This window comes from Paraburkholderia sp. SIMBA_054 (assembly GCF_046534875.1).
GTDB lineage: Bacteria > Pseudomonadota > Gammaproteobacteria > Burkholderiales > Burkholderiaceae > Paraburkholderia > Paraburkholderia hospita.
Window position 1 is genome coordinate 13,057 of the sequence record NZ_JAWRXV010000057.1, and the last position, 21,185, is coordinate 34,241.

Annotated in this window: 13 protein-coding genes; 8 read left to right on the forward strand and 5 right to left on the reverse strand. The window is 63.1% G+C overall.

Annotated features, from left to right (window positions below):
* Positions 1 to 2 precede the first annotated feature (2 nt).
* Both SB822_RS42655 and SB822_RS42660 read left to right on the forward strand, forming a co-directional pair.
* On the forward strand, positions 3 to 3,140 hold the full coding sequence (locus SB822_RS42655) for an MdtB/MuxB family multidrug efflux RND transporter permease subunit (RefSeq protein ID WP_090838496.1): 3,138 nt from the start codon (positions 3 to 5) through the stop codon (positions 3,138 to 3,140).
* 17 nt (positions 3,141 to 3,157) lie between these two features.
* Complete coding sequence (locus tag SB822_RS42660; RefSeq protein ID WP_079486145.1) at positions 3,158 to 6,460, forward strand: efflux RND transporter permease subunit; 3,303 nt, start codon at positions 3,158 to 3,160, stop codon at positions 6,458 to 6,460.
* A 790-nt stretch (positions 6,461 to 7,250) separates the two neighbouring features.
* Here the strand turns inward: SB822_RS42660 and SB822_RS42665 are convergent.
* The 3 genes from SB822_RS42665 to SB822_RS42675 form a co-directional block, all read right to left on the reverse strand.
* The gene (locus tag SB822_RS42665) at positions 7,251 to 7,715 is read right to left on the reverse strand and encodes a hypothetical protein (RefSeq protein WP_079486147.1); all 465 of its coding nucleotides are present in this window, start codon (positions 7,713 to 7,715) and stop codon (positions 7,251 to 7,253) included.
* Positions 7,716 to 7,823: 108 nt separating this feature from the next.
* Positions 7,824 to 8,381, reverse strand: a complete 558-nt coding sequence (locus tag SB822_RS42670; protein ID WP_007588394.1) for a peroxiredoxin — start codon at positions 8,379 to 8,381, stop codon at positions 7,824 to 7,826.
* Between the two features lie 178 nt (positions 8,382 to 8,559).
* Positions 8,560 to 9,882, reverse strand: a complete 1,323-nt coding sequence (locus tag SB822_RS42675) for an EAL and HDOD domain-containing protein (RefSeq protein WP_051058239.1) — start codon at positions 9,880 to 9,882, stop codon at positions 8,560 to 8,562.
* 308 nt (positions 9,883 to 10,190) lie between these two features.
* On the opposite strand from SB822_RS42675, the gene SB822_RS42680 reads away from it, so the two are divergent.
* Positions 10,191 to 12,029 (forward strand): putative bifunctional diguanylate cyclase/phosphodiesterase, encoded by a 1,839-nt coding sequence (locus tag SB822_RS42680; protein WP_090838494.1) that lies wholly within the window; start codon positions 10,191 to 10,193, stop codon positions 12,027 to 12,029.
* An 85-nt stretch (positions 12,030 to 12,114) separates the two neighbouring features.
* On the forward strand, positions 12,115 to 13,572 hold the full coding sequence (locus tag SB822_RS42685; RefSeq protein ID WP_410857508.1) for an HDOD domain-containing protein: 1,458 nt from the start codon (positions 12,115 to 12,117) through the stop codon (positions 13,570 to 13,572).
* Positions 13,573 to 13,639: 67 nt separating this feature from the next.
* Here SB822_RS42685 and SB822_RS42690 read toward each other — a convergent pair whose 3' ends face one another.
* Both SB822_RS42690 and SB822_RS42695 read right to left on the reverse strand, forming a co-directional pair.
* Positions 13,640 to 14,989, reverse strand: a complete 1,350-nt coding sequence (locus SB822_RS42690) for an EAL and HDOD domain-containing protein (protein ID WP_410857509.1) — start codon at positions 14,987 to 14,989, stop codon at positions 13,640 to 13,642.
* Between the two features lie 313 nt (positions 14,990 to 15,302).
* Positions 15,303 to 16,103 carry an ABC transporter substrate-binding protein gene (locus tag SB822_RS42695; protein ID WP_007743493.1) on the reverse strand — a complete coding sequence of 267 codons (801 nt, stop codon included), beginning with the start codon at positions 16,101 to 16,103 and terminating at the stop codon, positions 15,303 to 15,305.
* A gap of 520 nt (positions 16,104 to 16,623) precedes the next feature.
* Between SB822_RS42695 and SB822_RS42700 the strand changes: the two genes are divergently transcribed.
* The 4 genes from SB822_RS42700 to mdtN all read left to right on the forward strand — a co-directional run bounded on the left by SB822_RS42700 (position 16,624) and on the right by mdtN (position 21,180).
* Positions 16,624 to 17,910 (forward strand): anaerobic sulfatase maturase, encoded by a 1,287-nt coding sequence (locus SB822_RS42700; RefSeq protein WP_090838491.1) that lies wholly within the window; start codon positions 16,624 to 16,626, stop codon positions 17,908 to 17,910.
* Positions 17,911 to 18,036: 126 nt separating this feature from the next.
* On the forward strand, positions 18,037 to 19,728 hold the full coding sequence (locus SB822_RS42705) for an arylsulfatase (RefSeq protein ID WP_090838489.1): 1,692 nt from the start codon (positions 18,037 to 18,039) through the stop codon (positions 19,726 to 19,728).
* Between the two features lie 111 nt (positions 19,729 to 19,839).
* Positions 19,840 to 20,097, forward strand: a complete 258-nt coding sequence (locus SB822_RS42710) for a YtcA family lipoprotein (RefSeq protein WP_007588384.1) — start codon at positions 19,840 to 19,842, stop codon at positions 20,095 to 20,097.
* A 30-nt stretch (positions 20,098 to 20,127) separates the two neighbouring features.
* Complete coding sequence (mdtN, locus tag SB822_RS42715) at positions 20,128 to 21,180, forward strand: multidrug transporter subunit MdtN (protein WP_090838487.1); 1,053 nt, start codon at positions 20,128 to 20,130, stop codon at positions 21,178 to 21,180.
* Positions 21,181 to 21,185 lie beyond the last annotated feature (5 nt).

The following is a 21,185-nucleotide window of genomic DNA, read 5'->3' on the forward strand; positions in this document are numbered from 1 at the left end:
GCATGAATCCATCCCGCGCCTTTATCCTCCGCCCGGTCGGCACCGCCCTGCTGATGGCGGCGATCATGCTGGTCGGGCTCGTCGCACTGCGTTTTCTGCCGCTGTCCGCGCTGCCCGAAGTCGACTACCCGACCATCCAGGTGCAGACGTTTTATCCGGGCGCGAGCCCGGATGTGATGACGTCGTCGGTGACGGCGCCGCTTGAGCGCCAGTTCGGGCAGATGCCGTCGCTGAACCAGATGTCGTCGCAAAGCTCGGCCGGCTCGTCGATCATCACGCTGCAGTTCAGCCTCGACCTGCCCCTCGACGTCGCCGAGCAGGAAGTGCAGGCGGCCATCAACGCGGCGGGCAACCTGCTGCCGTCCGACCTGCCCGCGCCGCCCATCTACGCGAAGGTCAATCCCGCCGACGCGCCCATCATCACGCTCGCGATCACCTCGAAGACGCTGCCGCTCACGCAGATCCAGGACATCGCCGACACGCGCCTCGCGCAGAAGATCTCGCAGGTCGCGGGCGTCGGCCTCGTGAGCCTGTCGGGCGGCCAGCGCCCCGCCGTGCGCATCCAGGCCAATCCGCGCGCGCTCGCGTCGTACGGGCTGAATCTCGACGATCTGCGCACCACGATCTCGAACCTCAACGTCAACACGCCGAAGGGTAACTTCGACGGCCCGTCGCGCTCGTACACGATCAACGCGAACGATCAGCTGACCGACGCCGACGCGTACAAGAGCGCTGTCGTCGCGTACAAGAACGGCCGCCCGGTGATGCTGACGGACGTCGCGAACATCGTGGCCGGCGCGGAGAACACGAAGCTCGGCGCATGGGTCGACAGTACGCCCGCGATCATCCTGAACGTGCAGCGCCAGCCGGGCGCGAACGTGATTCAGGTGGTGGACAGCATCAAGAAGCTGTTGCCGACGCTGCAGCAGTCGCTGCCCGCCGCGCTCGACGTGCAGGTCGTCACCGACCGCACGACGACGATCCGCGCGTCCGTGCGCGACGTTCAGTTCGAACTGATGATGTCGGTCGTGCTCGTCGTGCTGGTGATGTATCTGTTCCTCGCGAACATCTACGCGACCATCATCCCCAGCCTGTCGGTGCCGCTCTCGCTGATCGGCACGCTCGCTGTGATGTACCTCTGCGGCTTCTCGCTCGACAACCTCTCGCTGATGGCATTGACGATTGCAACGGGCTTCGTGGTCGACGACGCGATCGTGATGATCGAGAACATCGCGCGCTACGTCGAGGAAGGCGAGTCACCGTTAGAGGCCGCGCTGAAAGGCTCGAAGCAGATCGGCTTCACGATTATTTCGCTGACGGTCTCGCTGATCGCGGTGCTGATTCCGCTGCTGTTCATGGGCGACGTGGTCGGGCGGCTCTTCCATGAGTTCGCGATCACGCTTGCCGTGACCATCGTGATCTCGGCCATCGTGTCGCTGACGCTCGTGCCGATGATGTGCGCGAAGCTCTTGCGCCACACGCCGCCGAAGGAAAGCCACCGCTTCGAAGCGCGCGCGCACGCGGCCATCGACTGGGTGATCGCACGCTATGCGGTCGCGCTCGAATGGGTGCTCGACCGGCAGCGCTCGACGCTCGTCGTCGCCGTGCTGACGTTGGTGCTGACGGGCGTGCTGTACGTCTACATTCCAAAGGGCTTCTTCCCGGTACAGGACACGGGCGTGATCCAGGCGATCACGCAGGCGTCGCAGTCGGTGTCGTATGCGTCGATGGCCGAGCGCCAGCAGCAGCTCGCCGCGGAAATCCTGAAGAACCCGAATGTCGAAAGCTTGACCTCGTTCATCGGTGTGGACGGCAGCAATATCACGCTGAACAGCGGCCGCATGCTGATCAACCTGAAGCCGCGCGACGACCGCGACGCGACCGCGAGCCAGGTGATCCGCCAGTTGCAGCGCGACACGTCGCACATTCCCGGCGCGACGCTCTATATGCAGCCGGTGCAGGATCTGACCATCGATTCGACCGTCAGCCCGACGCAGTACCAGTTCATGCTGACCGATCCGAATATCGACGAATTCGCGACCTGGGTGCCGAAGCTGATGGAGCGCCTCGCGCAGTCGCCTGAAATCGTCGACGTCGCAACCGACCTGCAGAACAACGGCCAGTCGGTGTATGTCGAGATCGACCGCGCGTCGGCGGCCCGCTACGGCATCACGCCCGCCACCGTCGACAACGCGCTCTACGACGCATTCGGCCAGCGCATCATCTCGACGATCTTCACGCAGTCGAACCAGTACCGCGTGATTCTCGAAGCGCAGCCGACCATGCAGCACTACACGGAGTCGCTGAACTCGATCTATCTGCCGTCGTCGACGTCGTCGGGCGGACAGGTGCCGCTCAACTCGATTGCGAGCTTCCACGAAAGGCCCGCGCCGCTGCTCGTCACGCACCTGAGCCAGTTCCCGGCCACGACCGTCTCGTTCAACCTGGCTCCTGGCGCGTCGCTTGGCGCGGCCGTGAAGGCGATCCAGCAGGCGGAAAAAGACATCGGCCTGCCCGCTTCGTTCCAGACGCGCTTCCAGGGCGCGGCGCTCGCGTTCCAGGCGTCGCTCTCGAACGAGCTGTTCCTGATCCTCGCGGCCATCGTCACGATGTACATCGTGCTCGGCGTGCTGTACGAGAGCTTCGTGCACCCCATCACGATTCTTTCGACGCTACCGTCGGCGGGCGTCGGCGCGCTGCTCGCGCTGCTCGTCACGGGCCACGATCTCGACATCATCGGCATCATCGGCATCGTGCTGCTGATCGGTATCGTAAAGAAGAACGCGATCATGATGATCGACTTCGCGCTCGAAGCGGAGCGCGAGCACGGCAAGCCGCCGCGCGAAGCGATCTATCAGGCCTGTCTGCTGCGCTTCCGCCCTATCCTGATGACGACGATGGCAGCGCTGCTCGGCGCGCTGCCGCTGATGCTCGGCACGGGCGCGGGTTCGGAGCTGCGCCGTCCGCTCGGTATCGCGATTGCGGGTGGCCTGATCGTCAGCCAGCTGCTGACGCTCTTCACGACGCCCGTGATCTATCTCGGCTTCGATTCGATTGCGCGGCGTCTGCGCGCGCGCTTTCATCGCGAAGGTCATAGCGACGGTCCGACCCGGCCGCCCGTCACCGACGCCGACGCCTGAATGAAGAGGCCGAACCGATGAACCTGTCGCGCCCCTTCATTCAACGCCCGGTCGCCACCACGCTGCTCGCTATCGGCATTGCGCTGGCGGGCCTCTTCGCGTTCGCGAAGCTGCCCGTCGCACCGTTGCCGCAGGTTGATTTCCCGACCATCTCGATTCAGGCGAGCCTGCCGGGCGCGAGCCCGGAGACGGTCGCGACCAGCGTGGCCAGCCCGCTCGAACGGCATCTCGGCACGATTGCCGACGTCACCGAGATGACCTCGTCGAGCTCGGTCGGCTCGGCGCGCATCACGATGCAGTTCGGCCTGAACCGCAACATCGACGGCGCCGCGCGCGACGTGCAGGCGGCCATCAACGCGGCGCGCGCCGACCTGCCCGCGAGCCTGCGCTCGAACCCGACTTACCACAAGGTCAATCCCGCCGACGCGCCGATCCTGATTCTCGCGCTCACGTCGAAGACGATGACGGCGGGCCAGTTGTACGACTCGGCGGCGACCGTGCTGCAGCAGTCGCTGTCGCAAGTGGACGGCGTCGGCGAAGTCGACGTGAGCGGCTCGGCGAACCCCGCCGTGCGGGTCGAACTGGAGCCGCAGGCGCTGTTTCACTACGGCATCGGTCTCGAAGACGTGCGCGCGGCACTGGCGTCGGCGAATGCGAACAGCCCGAAGGGCTCGATCGAGTTCGGTCCGAACCACGTGCAGCTCTACACGAACGACCAGGCGAAGAAGGCCTCGCAATACAAAGATCTCGTGATCGCGTATCGCGACGGCGCCGCCGTGCATCTGTCCGATGTCTCTGAAGTCGTCGATTCCGTCGAAGACCTGCGCAACCTCGGCCTGATGAACAACGAGCGCTCGGTGCTCGTGATTCTTTACCGGCAGCCGGGCGCGAACATCATCGAGACGATCGACCGCGTGAAGGCGATGATCCCGCAGCTGAAGGCGTCGCTGCCCGCCGCTGTCGAAGTCACGCCGACGGCCGACCGCTCCACCACCATCCGCGCGTCGCTGAAGGACACACAGTTCACGCTGATGATCGCCGTGGCGCTCGTCGTAATGGTCGTGTTCCTGTTCCTGCGCAACTGGCGCGCCACGCTGATTCCGAGCGTCGCGGTGCCGATCTCGATCATCGGCACGTTCGCGGCGATGTACCTGCTCGACTTTTCGATCGACAACCTGTCGCTGATGGCGCTGACCATCGCGACGGGCTTCGTCGTCGACGACGCGATCGTCGTGCTGGAGAACATCTCCCGGCATATCGAGAACGGCATGCCGCGCATGAAGGCGGCCTTCGTCGGCGCGCGCGAAGTCGGCTTCACGGTGATGTCGATCAGCATCTCGCTCGTCGCCGTGTTCCTGCCTATTCTGCTGATGGGCGGGATCGTCGGGCGGCTGTTCCGCGAGTTTGCGCTGACGCTGTCGCTGGCGATTGGCGTGTCGCTGATCGTGTCGCTGACGCTCACGCCGATGATGTGCTCGCGCCTGCTGTCCGAGCCCCACGAAAAGAAAGAGGAAGGCCGTTTCGCGCGCTGGCTGGAGCGCGGCTTCGACTGGATGCAGCGCGGCTACGAGCGCACGCTCGGCTGGTCGCTGGCGCATCCGCGGCTGATTCTCGTCGTGCTGGTCGCGACGATCGGACTGAACGTGTATCTGTACATCATCGTGCCGAAGGGCTTTTTCCCGCAGCAGGACACGGGCCGGCTAGTGGGCGGCATACAGGCCGACCAGTCCACGTCGTTCCAGGCGATGAAGGTGAAGTTCTCCGAGATGATGAAGATCGTCCAGGCGAACCCGGCCGTCGACAGCGTGGTGGGGTTCACGGGCGGACGGCAGACCAACTCGGGCTTCATGTTCGTGTCGCTCAAGTCGAAGAGCGAGCGCAAGATTTCCGCCGATCAGGTGATCCAACAGTTGCGCGGGCCGCTGGCGGACGTCGCTGGAGCACGCACGTTCCTGCAGGCGGTGCAGGATATTCGCGTGGGCGGCCGGCAGTCGAACGCACAGTATCAGTTCACGCTGCTATCGGACTCGACTGCCGATCTCTACAAATGGACGCCGATTCTGACGGAAGCGCTGCAAAAGCGCCCTGAACTCACCGACGTCAACTCCGACCAGCAGCAAGGCGGTCTGGAAGCGATGGTGACGATCGACCGGGCGACGGCGGCGCGTCTGAACATCAAGCCCGCGCAGATCGACAACACGCTGTATGACGCCTTCGGCCAGCGCCAGGTCTCGACCATCTACAACCCGCTGAACCAGTATCACGTCGTGATGGAAGTCGCGCCGAAATACTGGCAGAGCCCAGACATGCTCAAGCAGGTGTGGATCAGCACGTCGGGCGGCAGCGCGAGCGGCTCGCAGTCGACCAATGCGACGGCGGGCACGGTCACGTCGAGCGCGACGTCGAGTGCTTCATCGGGCGGCACGGGAGGCACGACGTCATCGAGCGCGGCCGCTGTCGCGGGCGATGCCGCGCGCAATCTGGCGAACAACTCGATTGCGGCGAGCGGCAAGTCGAGCGCATCGACGGGTGCAGCCGTGTCGACGTCGAAGGAAACGATGATTCCGCTTTCCGCGATTGCGAGCTTTGGGCCGGGTAGCACACCGCTAGCGGTGAACCACCAGAGCCAGTTCGTCGCGTCGACGATCTCGTTCAACCTGCCGCCGGGCAAGTCGCTGTCGGAAGTGACGGATATCATCTACCAGACGATGGCCGAGATCGGCATGCCGGGGACGATCCGCGGCAGCTTCCAGGGCACGGCGCAGGCGTTCCAGCAGTCGATGTCCGACCAGCCGATTTTGATTCTCGCGGCGCTCGCGGCGGTTTATATCGTGCTTGGGATTTTGTACGAGAGCTATATTCATCCGCTGACCATTTTGTCGACGTTGCCGTCGGCGGGGGTCGGGGCGTTGCTCGCGCTGCTGCTTTTTAATACCGAGTTCAGCATCATTGCGCTGATTGCGGTGATTCTTCTGATTGGCATCGTGAAGAAGAACGCGATCATGATGGTCGATTTTGCGATCGATGCGTCGCGGAAAGGGCTTTCTTCTCGTGAAGCGATTGAGCAGGCTTGTCTTTTGCGCTTCCGGCCGATCATGATGACTACGTGCGCTGCGCTGTTGGGCGCGCTGCCGCTCGCGTTTGGGCGCGGTGAAGGGGCGGAGCTGCGGGCTCCGCTTGGCCTCGCTATTGTGGGCGGCTTGATTGTGAGCCAGATGCTCACGCTCTATACCACGCCTGTGGTTTATCTTTATATGGATCGGATTCGGGTTCGGTGGGAAACCAGGCGCAAGCGAGGTGCGGCGGCCTCCGGTGCGTGAGATTTAGGGTTGGTTTTGTCTGCGACGCTGGGTGGGCTGCTAGTGTTTTCGCTGGCATCCGCGTTATGGTGTTTGCCATTCGTTTTCGTTGGCATCCGCGTTACGGTGTTTGCCGTTCAAGCGTCGCCCCTGTGCGGGGCGGCACCTACTTTTCTTTGCCGCCGCAAAGAAAAGTAGGCAAAAGAAAGCGGCTCACACCGCCAGCCCGTGTTCTTATCCACGGGCCCCCAACGGCCCCACGCTTCACACGGCAGTGCCCGGGTTAGTGCTCGTTGCCAACGCTTCGAATCAGCGCCTCACCCGCTTCGAATACCCGTGCACAGGCTAGTGGCAGCGAATGGTATGTGCCGCCCAGGTGGCAAACTGTGTGTAGGTTGTCGCGTCGTACGGGGTAGCGCTCTTACAGGGTGGGACGCGTGTACTATCGGTCCGAAGTGAAGCGTGTGGAGCACTTGGGCCGACACACAGTTTGCCACCTGAGCGGCCGTGGACTATCTGGCACGGCATCCTGTAGTACGCGTGTGTGAAGTGGGTGAGGCGCACCGCAAGAGCGTTGGCAACGAACAAAGGTCACATGATTGCCGTGTGAAGCGTAAGACCTTTTGGGGGCCCTCAGGCAAGAAGAAATGTTGGCGGTGTTAGCCGCTTTCTTTTGCCTACTTTTCTTTGCGGCGGCAAAGAAAAGTAGGTGCCGCCCCGCACAGGGGCGACGCTTGAACGGCAAACACCGCAACGCGGATGCCAACGAAAACACCAGCAAACCACCCAGCGTCGCAGACAACAAAAAACCTTAAAGCTTCTGCGCCATCGCCAGATCAAATATCCTGACCCACTGCCGGGCCTCGCGTTCGGACCTCACAGGTAAGCGCCACTCGGGATGCGCCGCATCCTTAACATCAAGCTTGACCTGCCAGCGCTCCCCATCCCGCACCGGCTGCGCCTCCCGAAGATCCGCAAAAATATACGAACCCCTCAGACCAGCGACCTGCAAGTCACACAACCGCTTCCCCGCCGCGAGGCGAACCTCACCCCATTCGCCCTTGAGTTCGTGAGTCCAGTCGCCATCGCGAATATTCGCCGACACTTCCTTATGCCGACGCCACCACCACGCAAGTGCCGCAAGCACGAGTGCGGCAAACAGGATCGCAGCACCCACAGCCACGCCAAGCCCAAAATGCGCAGAGAGCGCATGAAACGCCTGCACGCAGCCATAAATCAACGCAATCAGAGCCAACAGCGCAACGACGATAGGCATGGCAACGTGTCCTGCAATGGCGGCGCGATATCTAAAACGCAAGCAACAAAACAGCAATCAGATGCCGCGCAGCGTAAAAGGAAAATATCGACCGACGCCCGCTCAGGGCTACTTATGCGTCGCGGTCCACTGCTTCAGAGCCTGCATCGTGTTCTCGACATGCTTGTCGGGCGAAAGACTCGTGTACTCATAAATGATCTTGCCGTCAGGCGCAATCACATACGACACGCGGTTCGCCATCGACGCATGCATCGGCAACCCCGCGTCATACGCGTTGATGACCTTCGAGTCGGGATCGGCGGCAACGGGGAATTTGCTGCGGCATTCGCTGACCGAGAACTTCGTCAACGTGTCGATGTTGTCGTGCGACACACCAATCACGGTCGCGCCGTACTTCTTGTACTCATCCACAGCTTCCGCGAATTCGTGCGCCTCGATCGTGCAGCCCTTCGTGAAAGCAGCGGGATAGAAGTACAGCACCACCGGGCCCTTCTTCAACGCATCGGCCAGCGCATAGGTGTACGTCTTGCCGCCCAGCGACGCCTGCGTCGTAAAGTCCGGCGCGCTGTCGCCCGGCTTGAGCGTCGCGGAAGCCGTCAACGTATACAGCGACATACCCGCGCACAGCGCAGCCGCCAGCGCGAACGGCACAATCTTTAGCTTCATGTCGAATCCTCGAATCGTAAGCGCACGATGCCCGTGCAACGCCTCGCGACGCTATGCCTTACAACATGAAGCGTCGAGGCTCAACTTGCGCCCCATATTGGACCACGTTTGGCAATTGCGCGTCGTCAGCCGGACAAGATGGACACGACGCGCGAGTCAGTCGCCAATCATCTGGCTATCAGTCGCCCAGATGCGCGCCAAACCACGCAGCCGCCGACAGATTCAGCTCGGCCAGCACGATCGGCGTAAGCGCGCCGAATTCTTCCAGCGACTGCGCGCTCGCCACGGCAGCCGCATCCTGCGCCTCGCCCGCCGCTTCCGCGATGCTCAGCAGCGCGCCCATCTGCCCCGCTCGCTCGACGATCGCATCGCGAATCAGCGGCGAGAGATCGAGCGGATCTAGTGTAGCGTCCGGCGTCGAATCGACGAGCACATGCACAAGCGAGAACACGCCCGTCATGAACGCGGCGTCAGCAAACGCCTCGTCGTTCGGGCGAATCCAGCGCGCCGCCAGCTCCATGAAGCGGGCGCGCGTCCCCGCGAGTTGCACGAGCGGGTCGGAGCGCCACGGCAGATCGCCGCCGCCCGCGTACAGCAGCAGTTGCGCCCAGCGCGCGATCTGCCGCGTGCCCGTCGCGATGATCGCCTCGCGCAGCGACGAGATGTTGCGCCCGAGCCCGAACGCGCTCGAATTGACGAGCCGCAGCAGTTGCATCACGACATTCGGATTGCGCTTCAGCTCATCTTCGAGCTCGACGATGCCCGCTTCACGCGCGAGCAGCGCGAGCAGCCGCAGCAGCGAGGTGCGCGACGAGCGCGTACGGCGCGTCGACAGCACCTGCGGCCGCGCGAAGAAATAGCCCTGGAAGAGATCGAAACCGAGATCGCGGGCGAGCGCGAAGTCCTCGCGCGTCTCGACCTTTTCGGCGATCAGCGTCTTGCCGCGACTGGCGAGCGCCTTCGCGAGGGCCGGTAGTTGCGCGCGGTCCGTCTGCAGGAAATCCACCTTGACAATATCCGCGTACGGCAGCGCAGTGAGCAGGTTCGGCGACAGTTCGCACACGTCGTCGAGCGCGATGCGAAAGCCCGCGCGGCGCAAGTCGGCGATGCGCGCGATGAGCCGCGCGTCGAACTGCACCGTCTCGAGGATTTCGAGCACGAAGCGCTCAGGCTCCATCAGATGCACGATGTCGTCGAACAACAGGTCGCGGCTGATGTTCACATAGCCGCGATGCGCGCCGAGCACGGAAGGCACGCCGATGCCGCCGATCGTGCGCACCACCACCTGCGCGGTGGCCTGCGCGTCGTCGGAAACCTGCGCGTAATTTTGCGCGCTGCCGCGAAACAGCAGCTCGTAAGCGTGCAGCGCGCCGTCGCGGTCGAGAATCGGCTGACGCCCGACATAGACGAACTGCGCCGATGAGATCGCCTCGTCCTCTTCGCCTGCTTGCGCAAACGTTTGGGGGCGGCCGGCTTCGTCGTTTTGAAACGGATCAGGCATTTTTAGCGGCTGCTTGGATTCGGAAAACGGCATGCTTGCGGGGTCGCCAACTCGCGCCCCGTCCGGGGGAATAACGGAGCGCGTTCGCCGCCACTTTAGCGGAATCCATCAGCGATGCACAGGCATCCAGGGTAGCCGCGAATCCTTACCATATGTTATGGCGCTTTTTGTGTCTGAAAGCTAAAGATTCTGCCGCAAACGTCGTTATCCCGTTCTGATGGACGGCCTCGCGCCTGCCCCGATCGGTCGGCCGACGGGCATCGCAAGGACGTCCAGCCTCAAGACGAACCGGGTAGTCAGCGACACACATGGAAGCGACCAGGATCACCCCAGCCCGCCGGGGCTTGCTGCGCACGGCAATCGACCGATTCCGCGCGGCCCGTCAGCCCGCGCGCGCGACGGTCGCACCAGGCGCATCTGGTTCGCCAGGTGCTTCGCACGGGCTCGAACAGGCCGCGCATGCCGTCGACTTCCTCGCGCACGTGGCGCGCAATCTCACCTTTCTGTATGTCTCCGAGGCGAGCCTGCGCTTCATCGGCTATCACCGCGAATATCTGCAAACGGTCACGCTGCACGAACTCGTCGCACCCAGCGACGTCGCCCGCCTCGACGCCGCGCTGCGCCGCGCCGACGAAAGCGGCGCCGTCGAAAAAGTCACGCTGGATCTGATCAAGTCGCTGACCTACCCCGTGCCTGTCGAGCTGCGCATTGCGCGCAACTGTCACGACGGCATCGAAGGGTATGCGATCGCGGGCTTCGACGTGTCGAGCTGGCGCGCGACGGAAGCGAGCCTCAAGCATCAACTGCATCACGACAACCTGACGGGCCTCGCGAACGTGCCCGCCCTCGTCGAGGAAATGCGTCACGCGCAGCAGGAGGCGGACGCGACGGGCAAGTCGGCCGCCCTGCTGCTGCTCGATCTCGACGACTACCAGCGCGTGAACCGCGCGCTCGGTTACGACGCCGGCGATGAAATGCTGCGCGACACCGCACGCCGCCTGTCCAACATGACGACGCAAGGCGAAGTGATCGCGCGCATTTCCAGCGACGAGTTCGCGATCCTGCTGCCGCCCGCGCACGCGCGCGCCGACACCGCGATCGCTGCCGAAGCGCTCGCGCGGCGTCTATTGACGGCAATCCAGCAACCGTACACGTTCAACCGCCAGCCGGTGCATCTGTCGGCGAGTGTCGGCATCGCGCTGTATCCGGACACTCAGCACTCGGGCGAATCGTCCGAACACGCGCCGCGCGACAGCCAGCTATTGCGCTGGGCGGACCATGCGCTGGCACGCGCAAAGGCGGCCGGCGGCAACACGCTCGCGTTCTACGTGCCCGACGACAGCCCCGCCGACGCCGAGCGCCTGAAGCTCGAATCGGATCTGTACGACGGCGTGCGCAATGGCGAGTTCTCGCTGCACTTCCAGCCGATCACGAGCAGTCAGTCGCACGGCGTGGTCGGCGTCGAGGCGTTGATTCGCTGGCAGCACCCTGTGCATGGGCTCGTGCCGCCGTCGATGTTCATCCCGCTCGCCGAATCCGTCGGCCTCATCAACTACCTGGGCAACTGGGTGCTGAAGGCCGCGTGCATGCAGTTGATCCGTTGGGACATACAAGGCATCCGGCTGCAATACGTCGCCGTCAATGTGTCGCCGCAGCAGTTCCGCGATCCGCGCTTCAAGGAAAGCGTGCGCGAGGCGATCGCGCTCACGGGCATCGATCCGCACCGGGTCGTATTCGAGATCACGGAAAGCCTGCTGATGCACGACCCGCAGCACGCGACGGCATTGCTCGAAGAGCTCACGGGCATCGGCATCCGCTTCGCCGTCGATGATTTCGGCACGGGCTATTCGAGCCTTGCGTATCTGCAACGCTTCCCGCTCGCGAAACTGAAAATCGACCGGAGTTTTGTGGAGAATCTGTTAACCTCGCGCAACGATCAGGCGATCGTCAGCGCCGTCGTGGGCCTCGCGCAAACCCTCGATCTCGAACTCGTCGCCGAAGGCGTCGAGACGGAAGCGCAGCGTGAACTGCTCACCGAGATGGGCTGCGGTCACATCCAGGGCTGGCTCGTCTGCAAGGCACTCCCATCGGAAGAACTCGCACAGCGCTTCGCATCGCGCGCGCTTCACGTGCATGGTGAAGCGTGACTGACATGACGCGTGTTGATATTGGGCACAGTCAACGTCACGACTTGCCACTCACTGGAACTTGTATGGCTCTTGCGGGACTCTCATGCTAAAGGCTGCGCTGCTTGACCGGCTCTGGGCTCGCATGAACGAGCGCGGCGATTTCCCGATGCTGCAGCAGTCGCTCCGCTCGACGATGGCCGCGATGAATAACGATGACCTCGATTTCAGCGCCCTCGTGCAGATCGTGCTCTCCGACTTCGCGTTGACACAGAAGGTGTTGCGTCTCGCGAATTCGGCGATGTACATGGCGTTCGGCGGCAACATCACCACGGTCTCGCGCGCGTTGATGGTGCTCGGCATGGATGCCGTCGGGCATCTCGTGGTCGGCCTGAAGATCGTCGATCACTTTCATCACAGCGTGCCGCGCCGTATCGACGCGAAACTCGAACTCAACCGCACGATGCTGTCGGGCTGCGTCGCGCGCAAGCTCACCGAGCGCGGCGACCTGCGCGACGGCGAAGAGGCTGTCGTCTGCACGCTGATGCGCCAGATCGGCAAGCTGCTCGTGGTGTTCTATCTCGATGCCGAGTGGGACCATATTCGCCGCCAGATCGATACAGGCATGGGCGAGAACGAAGCCTGCGAAACCGTGCTCGGCGTGACGTTCCAGGAAATCGGCCTCGAAGCGGCGTCGCGCTGGCGCTTGCCGGAGATGATCCGCGTCGGCATGACCGAGTTCGATCCGCTGCAGGACGACGAGCCGCGCCAGGTGCAATGGCTGCGCGCGATCACGAACTACTCGACGGAAGTCGCGAACGTGCTCACGCAGCCGCATCTGCCTCAGGCACAGCGCGACGTGCGCATCGCCGAACTTGCGCAGCGCTACAGCCGCACGCTCAACGCCGATCCCGAAGCACTCGTCGACATGAGCCTGACGCTCGCCGAAGAAGAGACCCGCGACGGCGTGATGCGCGAGATCTTCGAACTGCGCGCGAATGCCGATGCGATTGCGCGCGAGACGCTCGATCCCGAGTCGTGCATCCGCGCGGGCGTCAGTGAATTGCAGGCGTTGCCGAGCGACAGCGGACTCGCACCCGCGCTCGCGATGGCGTCGGAAACGGTGCTCGCAGGTTTGCAGTTCGAGCGCACCGTCGTATTCGTGCGCCATGGCAGCGGCATCTTCAAGGCGACGATGGGCTTCGGCGCGAAGATCGATGCCGCGCTGCCGAAGCTCAGCTTTGCAGCGGCCTTCGCGCCCGACGTGTTCCATCTCGCGATTGCGAACTCGGTCGGCATCTTCATCGAAAACGCGCGCGATCCGAAGATGCACGCGCGCTTGCCGGACTGGTATCGCCGCGCGTTCGAAGGCGTGCATTCATTTGTGCTGCTGCCCGTGGTGCTGGAGAACAAGTCGACGGTCGCCCTGCTCTATGGCGACTGGGCGCATCATGACGTACGGCGCCGCATCTCGCAGCGGGAAATGGCCGCGCTCAACGAACTGGCGCGCGAGTTAGGACGGTTCTTCGCGCATGCGCCTGTGAGCGAAGTCGAAACGCTCTAACGAAAGACGAGCGCCCTCTTCCATCGACATGCGCGGCTCATGAGTTCGAGCCGCGCATTCTCCCGCATCAATCCTCGATCCGCTCCAGCCCCGTCGCCTCAGCGCTGCGGTCGGCGACGCCCGCCCACGCAGCCGCCACCAGACCCATTTGCGCGACGTCGAGCACCTGCAGACCTTCGAGCCGTTCGCACACGCTGCCGATCTCGGTCCATGCGCCGCGTTCGAGCGCCTCGATCACCGTCAGCAACGTGCCCAACACGCCTTCACGCAACAGGATGGCGTCGCGGATCGGCTTGGACAGCGCGAGCACATTCAGCGTGTGTTCGAGCGAGCCGCCGAACACCGAGTCGACGAACGAGAACACGCCCGTGAGGAACGCCGCGTCGGTTTCGTCGCGTCCCGCTTCGGGCAGACGCTGCACGGCGAGTTCCATGAAACGCGCACGCGTCGCGGCGAGTTGCAGCAGCGGATCGTCTTCGAGCGCAACCTTGCGGCCGTCCGCGTAAAGCAGCAGTTGTGTCCAGCGCGCGATGCGGTTCGTGCCCGTCGCGTTGATCGCTTCGCGCAAGGTCGTGACCTTGCGTCCCATCGCGAGACCACTCGAGTTGGCAAGACGCATCAGATGCATCACCAGCACCGGGTTCAGTTTCAGCTCGGCTTCGAGCTGCGCGACGGTCGGCTCGCCACCGAGCAGTTGCAGCAGATTCAGCAGCGCGTGGCGCGGCGCGCTGACCTTGCGCGCGGCCGCGCCCTGCGGATGCGCGAAGTAATAGCCCTGGAAGCGGTCGAAGCCGAGATCGAGCGCCTGCTCGTACACTTCCTGCGATTCGACGCCCAGCGCGATCAACAGCTTGCCCGCCGATTTCAGCACGCTCGCAAACTTGGGGAGCATGGCTTGCGGGATGCGGTGCATGTCGATCTTCACGGCGTCGGCATACGGCAGCAGGCGCGCGAAGGTATCGTTGGCCTGCGCGACGTTGTCGATCACGAAGCGATAGCGGCGCCCATACAGTTCGACGATGCGCGAGATCAGTTGATCGTCCGCGACGATGTCGGGCGGCAGCTCGAACATGAAGCGATCGGCGGGCAGGCTGCGGATCGCGTCGTCGAACAACAGCTCACGCGTGACGGGCAGATAACCGGGATGATTGGCCAGCGCGGCGCGCACGTCGGGCTGCAGGATCGCGTGGATGATGGATCCGGCGGCGCCGGCTTGCGCCTCTGGCTGCTCGCCTTCCGTTTCCTGCTCGCCGGATTCGGCGGCGGGCGCCTGATACAGCTTGAGTTCGAACGCGCACAACATGTTGTCGCGGTTCAGGATGGGCTGACGGGCAAACGAAACGTTTGCGCGCGCGTCCTGCGCAAAGCCCGGAACGTCTTCTGCCTGGCGTTCCTCAGCGACTGCGGTGGTGGTCATTCCGGTCCCCTGTCCGGCCAGCGTTCGCGCTTCATTGCTTACGCTGGTCCCATGCAAGTAGTTGCGGCGAAGCGTGGCGCTTCGTGCTCTCGTCTGTTGAGTATCGTTCTGGCGGCTTCATCCGACATGCGTGGCTGCACCCGCAACATATCGAGCCGTCTTTCCCCGTGCGCAGATTTTAGCGCACGCGGCCATGCGCAGGAGCATGAAGAAGCGAAAAAAGACTGGAAAACAAGGGCAAAAAAACGGCCGCATGAAGCGGCCGTTCGACGTTCGACTCCGGCGCGACGATCCGCGCCGGATGAAGCGCGCATTACTTCAACGTGACCTTGACGTCGAAATACTTCGCCGCGAGCTTGTCGATCGTGCCGTCGGCTTTCAGTTCCTTGAGCGCCTGGTTGACGGCGTCCTTCAGCTGGGCGTCGCCCTTGCGCAGACCGAAGCCGACGCCCGAACCGAGCAGCTTTTCATCCGACACGGCCGGGCCCGCGAATTCGAATCCCGCCCCTTGCGGCTTCTTCAGGAAGCCCTTCGACGCCGCTTCCCCGTCGAGGAATGACGCATCGAGACGGCCCGCGACGAGGTCCGCATAGACCTGATCCTGCGCCTGATACGGAACGACGTCGACACCGAGGGGCGCCCACTTCGCCTTTGCGTAGGCCTCCTGGATCGAGCCTTGCAGCACGCCGACGTGCTTGCCCTTCAGCGATGCCGCTGTCGGCTGCAGACCGCTGCCCTTCTTCGCGATCACCTGGTTGGGGATCACGTAGATGGGATCGGTGAAGTCGATGACGGCACGGCGCTGGTCGGTGATCGACATGTCCGAGTTGATCGCGTTGAACTTGCGGGCCTGGAGCGCGGGAATCAGACCGTCGAACGCGTTCTCGACCCATACGCATTTAGCCTTGAGCTTGGCACAGACGGCGTTGCCGATGTCGATGTCGAAGCCCTGCAGGTCGCCAGCGGGCGACTTCGATTCGAACGGCGCATACGACGCCTCGACGCCGAAGCGGATTTCCTTGATCTCAGCTGCCGTTGCGGCCGTTACCGTCGCTGCCATCAAGGTGCCCGCCACTGCGGCAAGCGTGGCCATCTTTTGCCAACTCATTTTCATTAAAGCTTTCCTCAAGAAGTGCCTGTGGGCGGAATGCCCCGCCTTGGGCGTGCCGCGATCATGGGCACGCCAAAAATACGGTTCAAACACCGTCGTGCGGTTTGGTGCGGCGCACAAGGCGACGCGAGCGCGGGATTTTACAGGGTCTTCCTCAGCCACCCCCGTCGAGTGCACCGGCTTTGCGTTTCGTCGTGCGCTGATAGGTTCGGCTCAAATCAGAAAAATCCTGTCGCAACGACGCAATCCTCCTTAGGAAATTCGCCGGCACTCAAGAAACCGCTAGAGGTTGTGATGCAAATCTGTCGATAGATTCAGACGACTGGCATGCCGTCGTGCTTGCGGCGCGTCAGCGTACCCGCCGCCACACGACGACGCAATACGCCTATAGGCTAATACGCTAATTGCTTCGTATTGCGTATGATATTTTCATTAAGGATTACGACATTATTTTTTTACAAAAATAGTGTCGATATCCCTCGCACTCCAAGCATCCCAGGCGAATCTTCGAGCATCGACTGCAATGAAACACAGCACGGCCATTCCGCTGACACCACTAGCGACCAGCGCGGGCGACGTCAACGCGCCGCCATCGGGTCCGCGCTTCAAGCGGCGTTTTCACGTCATGGCCAAGCCGACGGGGTCGGCCTGCAATCTCGATTGCACGTATTGCTTCTATCTCCACAAGGAACAGCTGCTCGACCAGCGCCGCGGCGATTTCATGAACGACGAGACGCTGGAAACGTTCGTCCGTCAATACATCGAAGGGCAGGACGGCGAGCAGATCGTTTTTTCGTGGCAAGGCGGAGAGCCGACCCTCATGGGGCTCGACTTCTTTCGCAAGGTCGTGCGCCTGCAAGAGAAGTACAAAAGCGCGGGCCAGCGCATTGAAAACAACCTGCAAACCAACGGCACCGCGCTCGACGACGCGTGGTGCGCGTTTCTGAAACAGCACGATTTTCTCGTCGGCCTGTCGATAGACGGGCCGCGCGAGCTGCACGACGCCTACCGCGTGTCCCGCTCGGGCAAGCCCACGTTCGACAGGGTCATGCGGGGACTCGAATGCATACACCGTCACGGCGTCGCCTTCAATGCGCTCGCCGTGATCAACCGGCTCAACGCACGCAGACCGATCGACGTTTATCGCTTCCTCACGCGAGAAGTCGGTGCGACTTACCTGCAGTTCAATCCGTGCGTCGAAGCCAGGACATTCAAACAGGTTGCGCCGCAATTCTGGGACGAGGCATCGATTCCTGTGGTCGGCACCGAACGGGCGAAACCGGGCGCGGCGGATTCCGTCGTCACCGACTGGTCCGTCGATCCCGACGACTGGGGCTATTTCCTGAGCCGCACTTTCGACGAGTGGTATCGCGAGGATCTGGGCCGGGTGCTGGTCAACCTCTTCGAAACGGCCGTCGCGCAGACCATGGGCCTACCGTCGCAGCTCTGCATCACCGCCCCTTTCTGCGGCAAGGGGCTCGCGATGGAGCACGACGGCCGCGTCTACTCCTGCGATCACTACGTCTATCCCGAATACGAACTGGGCGACATCTTCAGCCATCCACTGCATCACGTTGCGTTTTCTGAGCGCCAGAAAGCCTTCGGATTCGGCAAGAAGGACACCCTTCCGAAGTACTGCCTGCAATGCCCGCACCTGAACCTGTGCTGGGGCGAATGTCCGAAGAACCGCCTCGTTCGTGCGCCGGACGGCGAGCCCGGACTCAACTATCTATGCCCGGGGATCAGGCAGTTTCATGCGCATGCCGGCCCAAGGCTGCGGCAGATCGCCCGCAGCCTCCAGCCCGGATAGCCTGGCCGGCCCGTCCTCCACGCGTTCAAACACAAAGCGGATGGAAATCCGTCCGCGTCGCCTCCTGCCGCCTCGTTTTCGCAGGAGACATTCAAGTGCAGCACCCATAGCCAACAAGAGCAATCGATGGAAAAAAAGACCATGCCTCTCAGACACATGCTCAAACGCAAGGTCGTCACGGCGCTGTCCGCGGCGGTATCCGGATGGCTCGCGTTGAGCCCCGTCGCGCACGCAGCCGACACTACCCGGCCGCCGAATATTCTCGTCATCTTCGGCGACGACATCGGTCAGACCAACATCAGCGCGTATGGCCAGGGTGTCGTCGGCTACCAGACACCCAATATCGACCGCCTCGCCCACGAAGGGATGATGTTCACCGACTACTACGCGGAGAACAGTTCGACAGCGGGCCGCTCTTCGTTCATCACGGGGCAATCGCCGTTGCGCACGGGCTTGAGCAAGGTGGGCGTTCCCGGCGTGCCGCAGGGGCTGCAGGCGTCAGATGTGACGATCGCCCAGGCGCTGAAGCCGCTCGGCTATGCGACGGGCCAGTTCGGCAAGAATCACCTGGGTGACCGCAACGAGTATCTGCCGACTGTCCACGGCTTCGATGTGTTCTACGGCAACCTCTATCACCTGAATGCGGAAGAAGAGCCGGAACGTCCGTACTGGCCGAAAGCCGACACACCGCAAGGCAAGGCCTATGCGAAGTATTTCATGCCGCGCGGCGTGATGGACTGCAAGGCCTCGGACCATGACGACACCACCGTCGATGCGCGCTTCGGCAAGGTCGGCAGACAGGTCTGCACGGACACGGGCCCGCTCTCGTCCAAGCGCATGGAAACCATCGACGACGAGACGACAGGCCGCGCCATCGACTTCATGAAGGAACAGTCCAAGGCGGACAAACCGTTCTTCGTCTGGATGAACACCACGCGCATGCACGTGTTCACCCACGTGCGCCCAGAGTACAAGGACAAGGGCGGCATGGCCGGCAACACCTACGCGGATGGCATGTGGGAGCACGACCAGGACGTCGGCAAGCTGCTCAAGTCGCTCGACGAAATGGGGATCGCCGACAACACGATCGTCGTCTATACGACGGACAACGGTCCGAACCAGTTCACATGGCCGGACGCCGCGACAACGCCGTTCCGCAACGAGAAGGACTCCAACTACGAAGGCGCGTTCCGCGTGCCTGCCATGGTGCGCTGGCCCGGCCACGTCAAGGCGGGACAGGTCTCCAATGAAATCTTCTCCGGCATGGACTGGTTCCCCACGCTGCTTGCGGCTGCCGGCGACACCAGCATCAAGGAGCGTCTGCTGAAGGGCGCGAGCATCGGCGGGCAATCCTTCAAAAACCATCTGGACGGCTACAACCAGTTGCCGTACCTCGAAGGCAAGCAGGCGAAGAGCGAGCGCAAGGAGTTCTACTACTTCGACGACGACGGCGTGCTGGTCGACATGCGTTACGGCGACTGGAAGTTCGTCTATTGCGAACAGCGCGCTCCCGGCGGCTTCGCGGTGTGGAACAACCCGCTGACCTGTCTGCGCGTGCCGAAGATCTTCAATCTGCGCATGGACCCGTACGAGCGCGCCGACGTCGTCTCCGACCAGTACTACGACTGGACGACCAAGAACGTCTATGTGCTCTACGGCGCGATTGCGGAGACGGCAAGATTCCTCGACACCTTCGTCGCGTATCCGCCCGCGCAGACTCCTGCCAGCTTCACGGTGGATGGCATACGCGCCGGCGTCGATGCCGAGATCGCGCGCAACAACGCACGTGCGAAAGCGATGACCAAAAAGTCCGACTGACGCGCCATCCCGTCTCGCGAGGCACGCGCTTCCCGCGTGCCTCGCGGCTGACGGCGCACCAGGCACCCGATTCGCGACGCCTGCTCGCATCGACATCATTCTTCGAAGGCTATGCCTGTGATTAGACCGATCCTGTTGATCATGCTCAGCATGGCCGCCTCCGGCTGCACGATGCCGCGATCCATTTCCGTGCTCGGCTCGTTCTTTCCGGACTGGCTCTTTTGCGCCATCGCCGGGCTCGTGCTCGCGCTGATCGTGCGCGGCCTGCTGATCCGGCTCGGACAGGAGCGCACATTCGGCCCGCCCGTGATGGTGCAGCCCACGTTGATGCTGCTCTTTTCGCTGCTGGTCTGGCTGGTCTTCTTTTAACGCTGCAACATCGTCAATCAGAGCCTTCCGATGGCCGTTCGCCCCAACACATTGAAAAGCAGAAAGTGGCCCGCGCTGATGCTTGCCGTCATCACGCTGGCTCTGCTCGCCTACGTCATCTGGCGCGTGGATACTTCACCCGGCACCGACGACGCCTATGCCCAGGCCGACACCATCGATGTGGTGCCCGACGTCAGCGGACGCATCGTCGAGATGGCTGTCAAAGATAATCAGCTGGTCAACAAGGGCGACCTGCTGTTCCGTGTCGATCCGCGCCCGTTCGAGGATGAACTCGCGCGAGCCAAGGCATCGCTCGTCGCGCTCGACAAACAGATCGCGCTCACGCGGCGTGTGGTCACGGCACAGCAGTACGGCGCCGATTCCGTGCATGCTCTCGTCGAGCGCGCCCGCGTCACAGCCGCGCAAACGGCGGAAACGCTGCGGCGCACGCAGCCTCTGCTGGCACCGGGCTATGTGTCCGCGGAGGACGTCGATCGGGTCCGCACCGCCCAACGCGCGGCCGAGGCCGACCTGGTCGCCGCGCGGCTCCAGGCCCAGCAGGCCACCTCGGCCGTCACGGGCGTCGATGCGCTAGTCGCGCAACGCGACGTGGTCCTCGCCGACATTGCGCTGATGCAGTTCCGCCTCGACATGACGACGGTGCGCGCCCCCTTCGACGGCCGCGTGGTGTCGCTAAAAACCTCCGTCGGCCAGTTCGCTTCGGCGCTCAAGCCGATCTTTACGCTGATCGATACACGGCACTGGTACGTCGTCGCCAACTTCCGCGAGACCGAACTCAAGAACATTCGCCCCGGCACGCCCGCTACCGTTTATCTGATGAGCGATACGGGCAAGCGCTTCAAGGGCAGGGTCGATTCGATCGGCTACGGCGTGCTGCCCGACGACGGCGGCCTCGTGCTCGGCGGACTGCCGCGCGTACAGCGCAGCATCAACTGGGTGCGGGTTGCGCAGCGGTTTCCCGTGAAGATCCTGGTCGATCAACCCGATGCGGAACTGTTCAGGATCGGCGCGTCGGCCGTCGCGCAGTTGAACCCGCAGGCCGCCGATAAACCCCGTTCCTGAGTCCG

Bases quoted from the DNA above. Each gene is read 5' to 3' on its own strand.
- SB822_RS42655 (WP_090838496.1), top strand. From the start codon at position 3: ATGAATCCATCCCGCGCCTTTATCCTCCGCCCGGTCGGCACCGCCCTG.
- SB822_RS42660 (WP_079486145.1), top strand. From the start codon at position 3,158: ATGAACCTGTCGCGCCCCTTCATTCAACGCCCGGTCGCCACCACGCTG.
- SB822_RS42665 (WP_079486147.1), bottom strand. From the start codon at position 7,715: ATGCCTATCGTCGTTGCGCTGTTGGCTCTGATTGCGTTGATTTATGGC.
- SB822_RS42670 (WP_007588394.1), bottom strand. From the start codon at position 8,381: ATGAAGCTAAAGATTGTGCCGTTCGCGCTGGCGGCTGCGCTGTGCGCG.
- SB822_RS42675 (WP_051058239.1), bottom strand. From the start codon at position 9,882: ATGCCTGATCCGTTTCAAAACGACGAAGCCGGCCGCCCCCAAACGTTT.
- SB822_RS42680 (WP_090838494.1), top strand. From the start codon at position 10,191: ATGGAAGCGACCAGGATCACCCCAGCCCGCCGGGGCTTGCTGCGCACG.
- SB822_RS42685 (WP_410857508.1), top strand. From the start codon at position 12,115: ATGCTAAAGGCTGCGCTGCTTGACCGGCTCTGGGCTCGCATGAACGAG.
- SB822_RS42690 (WP_410857509.1), bottom strand. From the start codon at position 14,989: ATGACCACCACCGCAGTCGCTGAGGAACGCCAGGCAGAAGACGTTCCG.
- SB822_RS42695 (WP_007743493.1), bottom strand. From the start codon at position 16,103: ATGAAAATGAGTTGGCAAAAGATGGCCACGCTTGCCGCAGTGGCGGGC.
- SB822_RS42700 (WP_090838491.1), top strand. From the start codon at position 16,624: ATGAAACACAGCACGGCCATTCCGCTGACACCACTAGCGACCAGCGCG.
- SB822_RS42705 (WP_090838489.1), top strand. From the start codon at position 18,037: ATGGAAAAAAAGACCATGCCTCTCAGACACATGCTCAAACGCAAGGTC.
- SB822_RS42710 (WP_007588384.1), top strand. From the start codon at position 19,840: ATGCCTGTGATTAGACCGATCCTGTTGATCATGCTCAGCATGGCCGCC.
- mdtN (WP_090838487.1), top strand. From the start codon at position 20,128: ATGGCCGTTCGCCCCAACACATTGAAAAGCAGAAAGTGGCCCGCGCTG.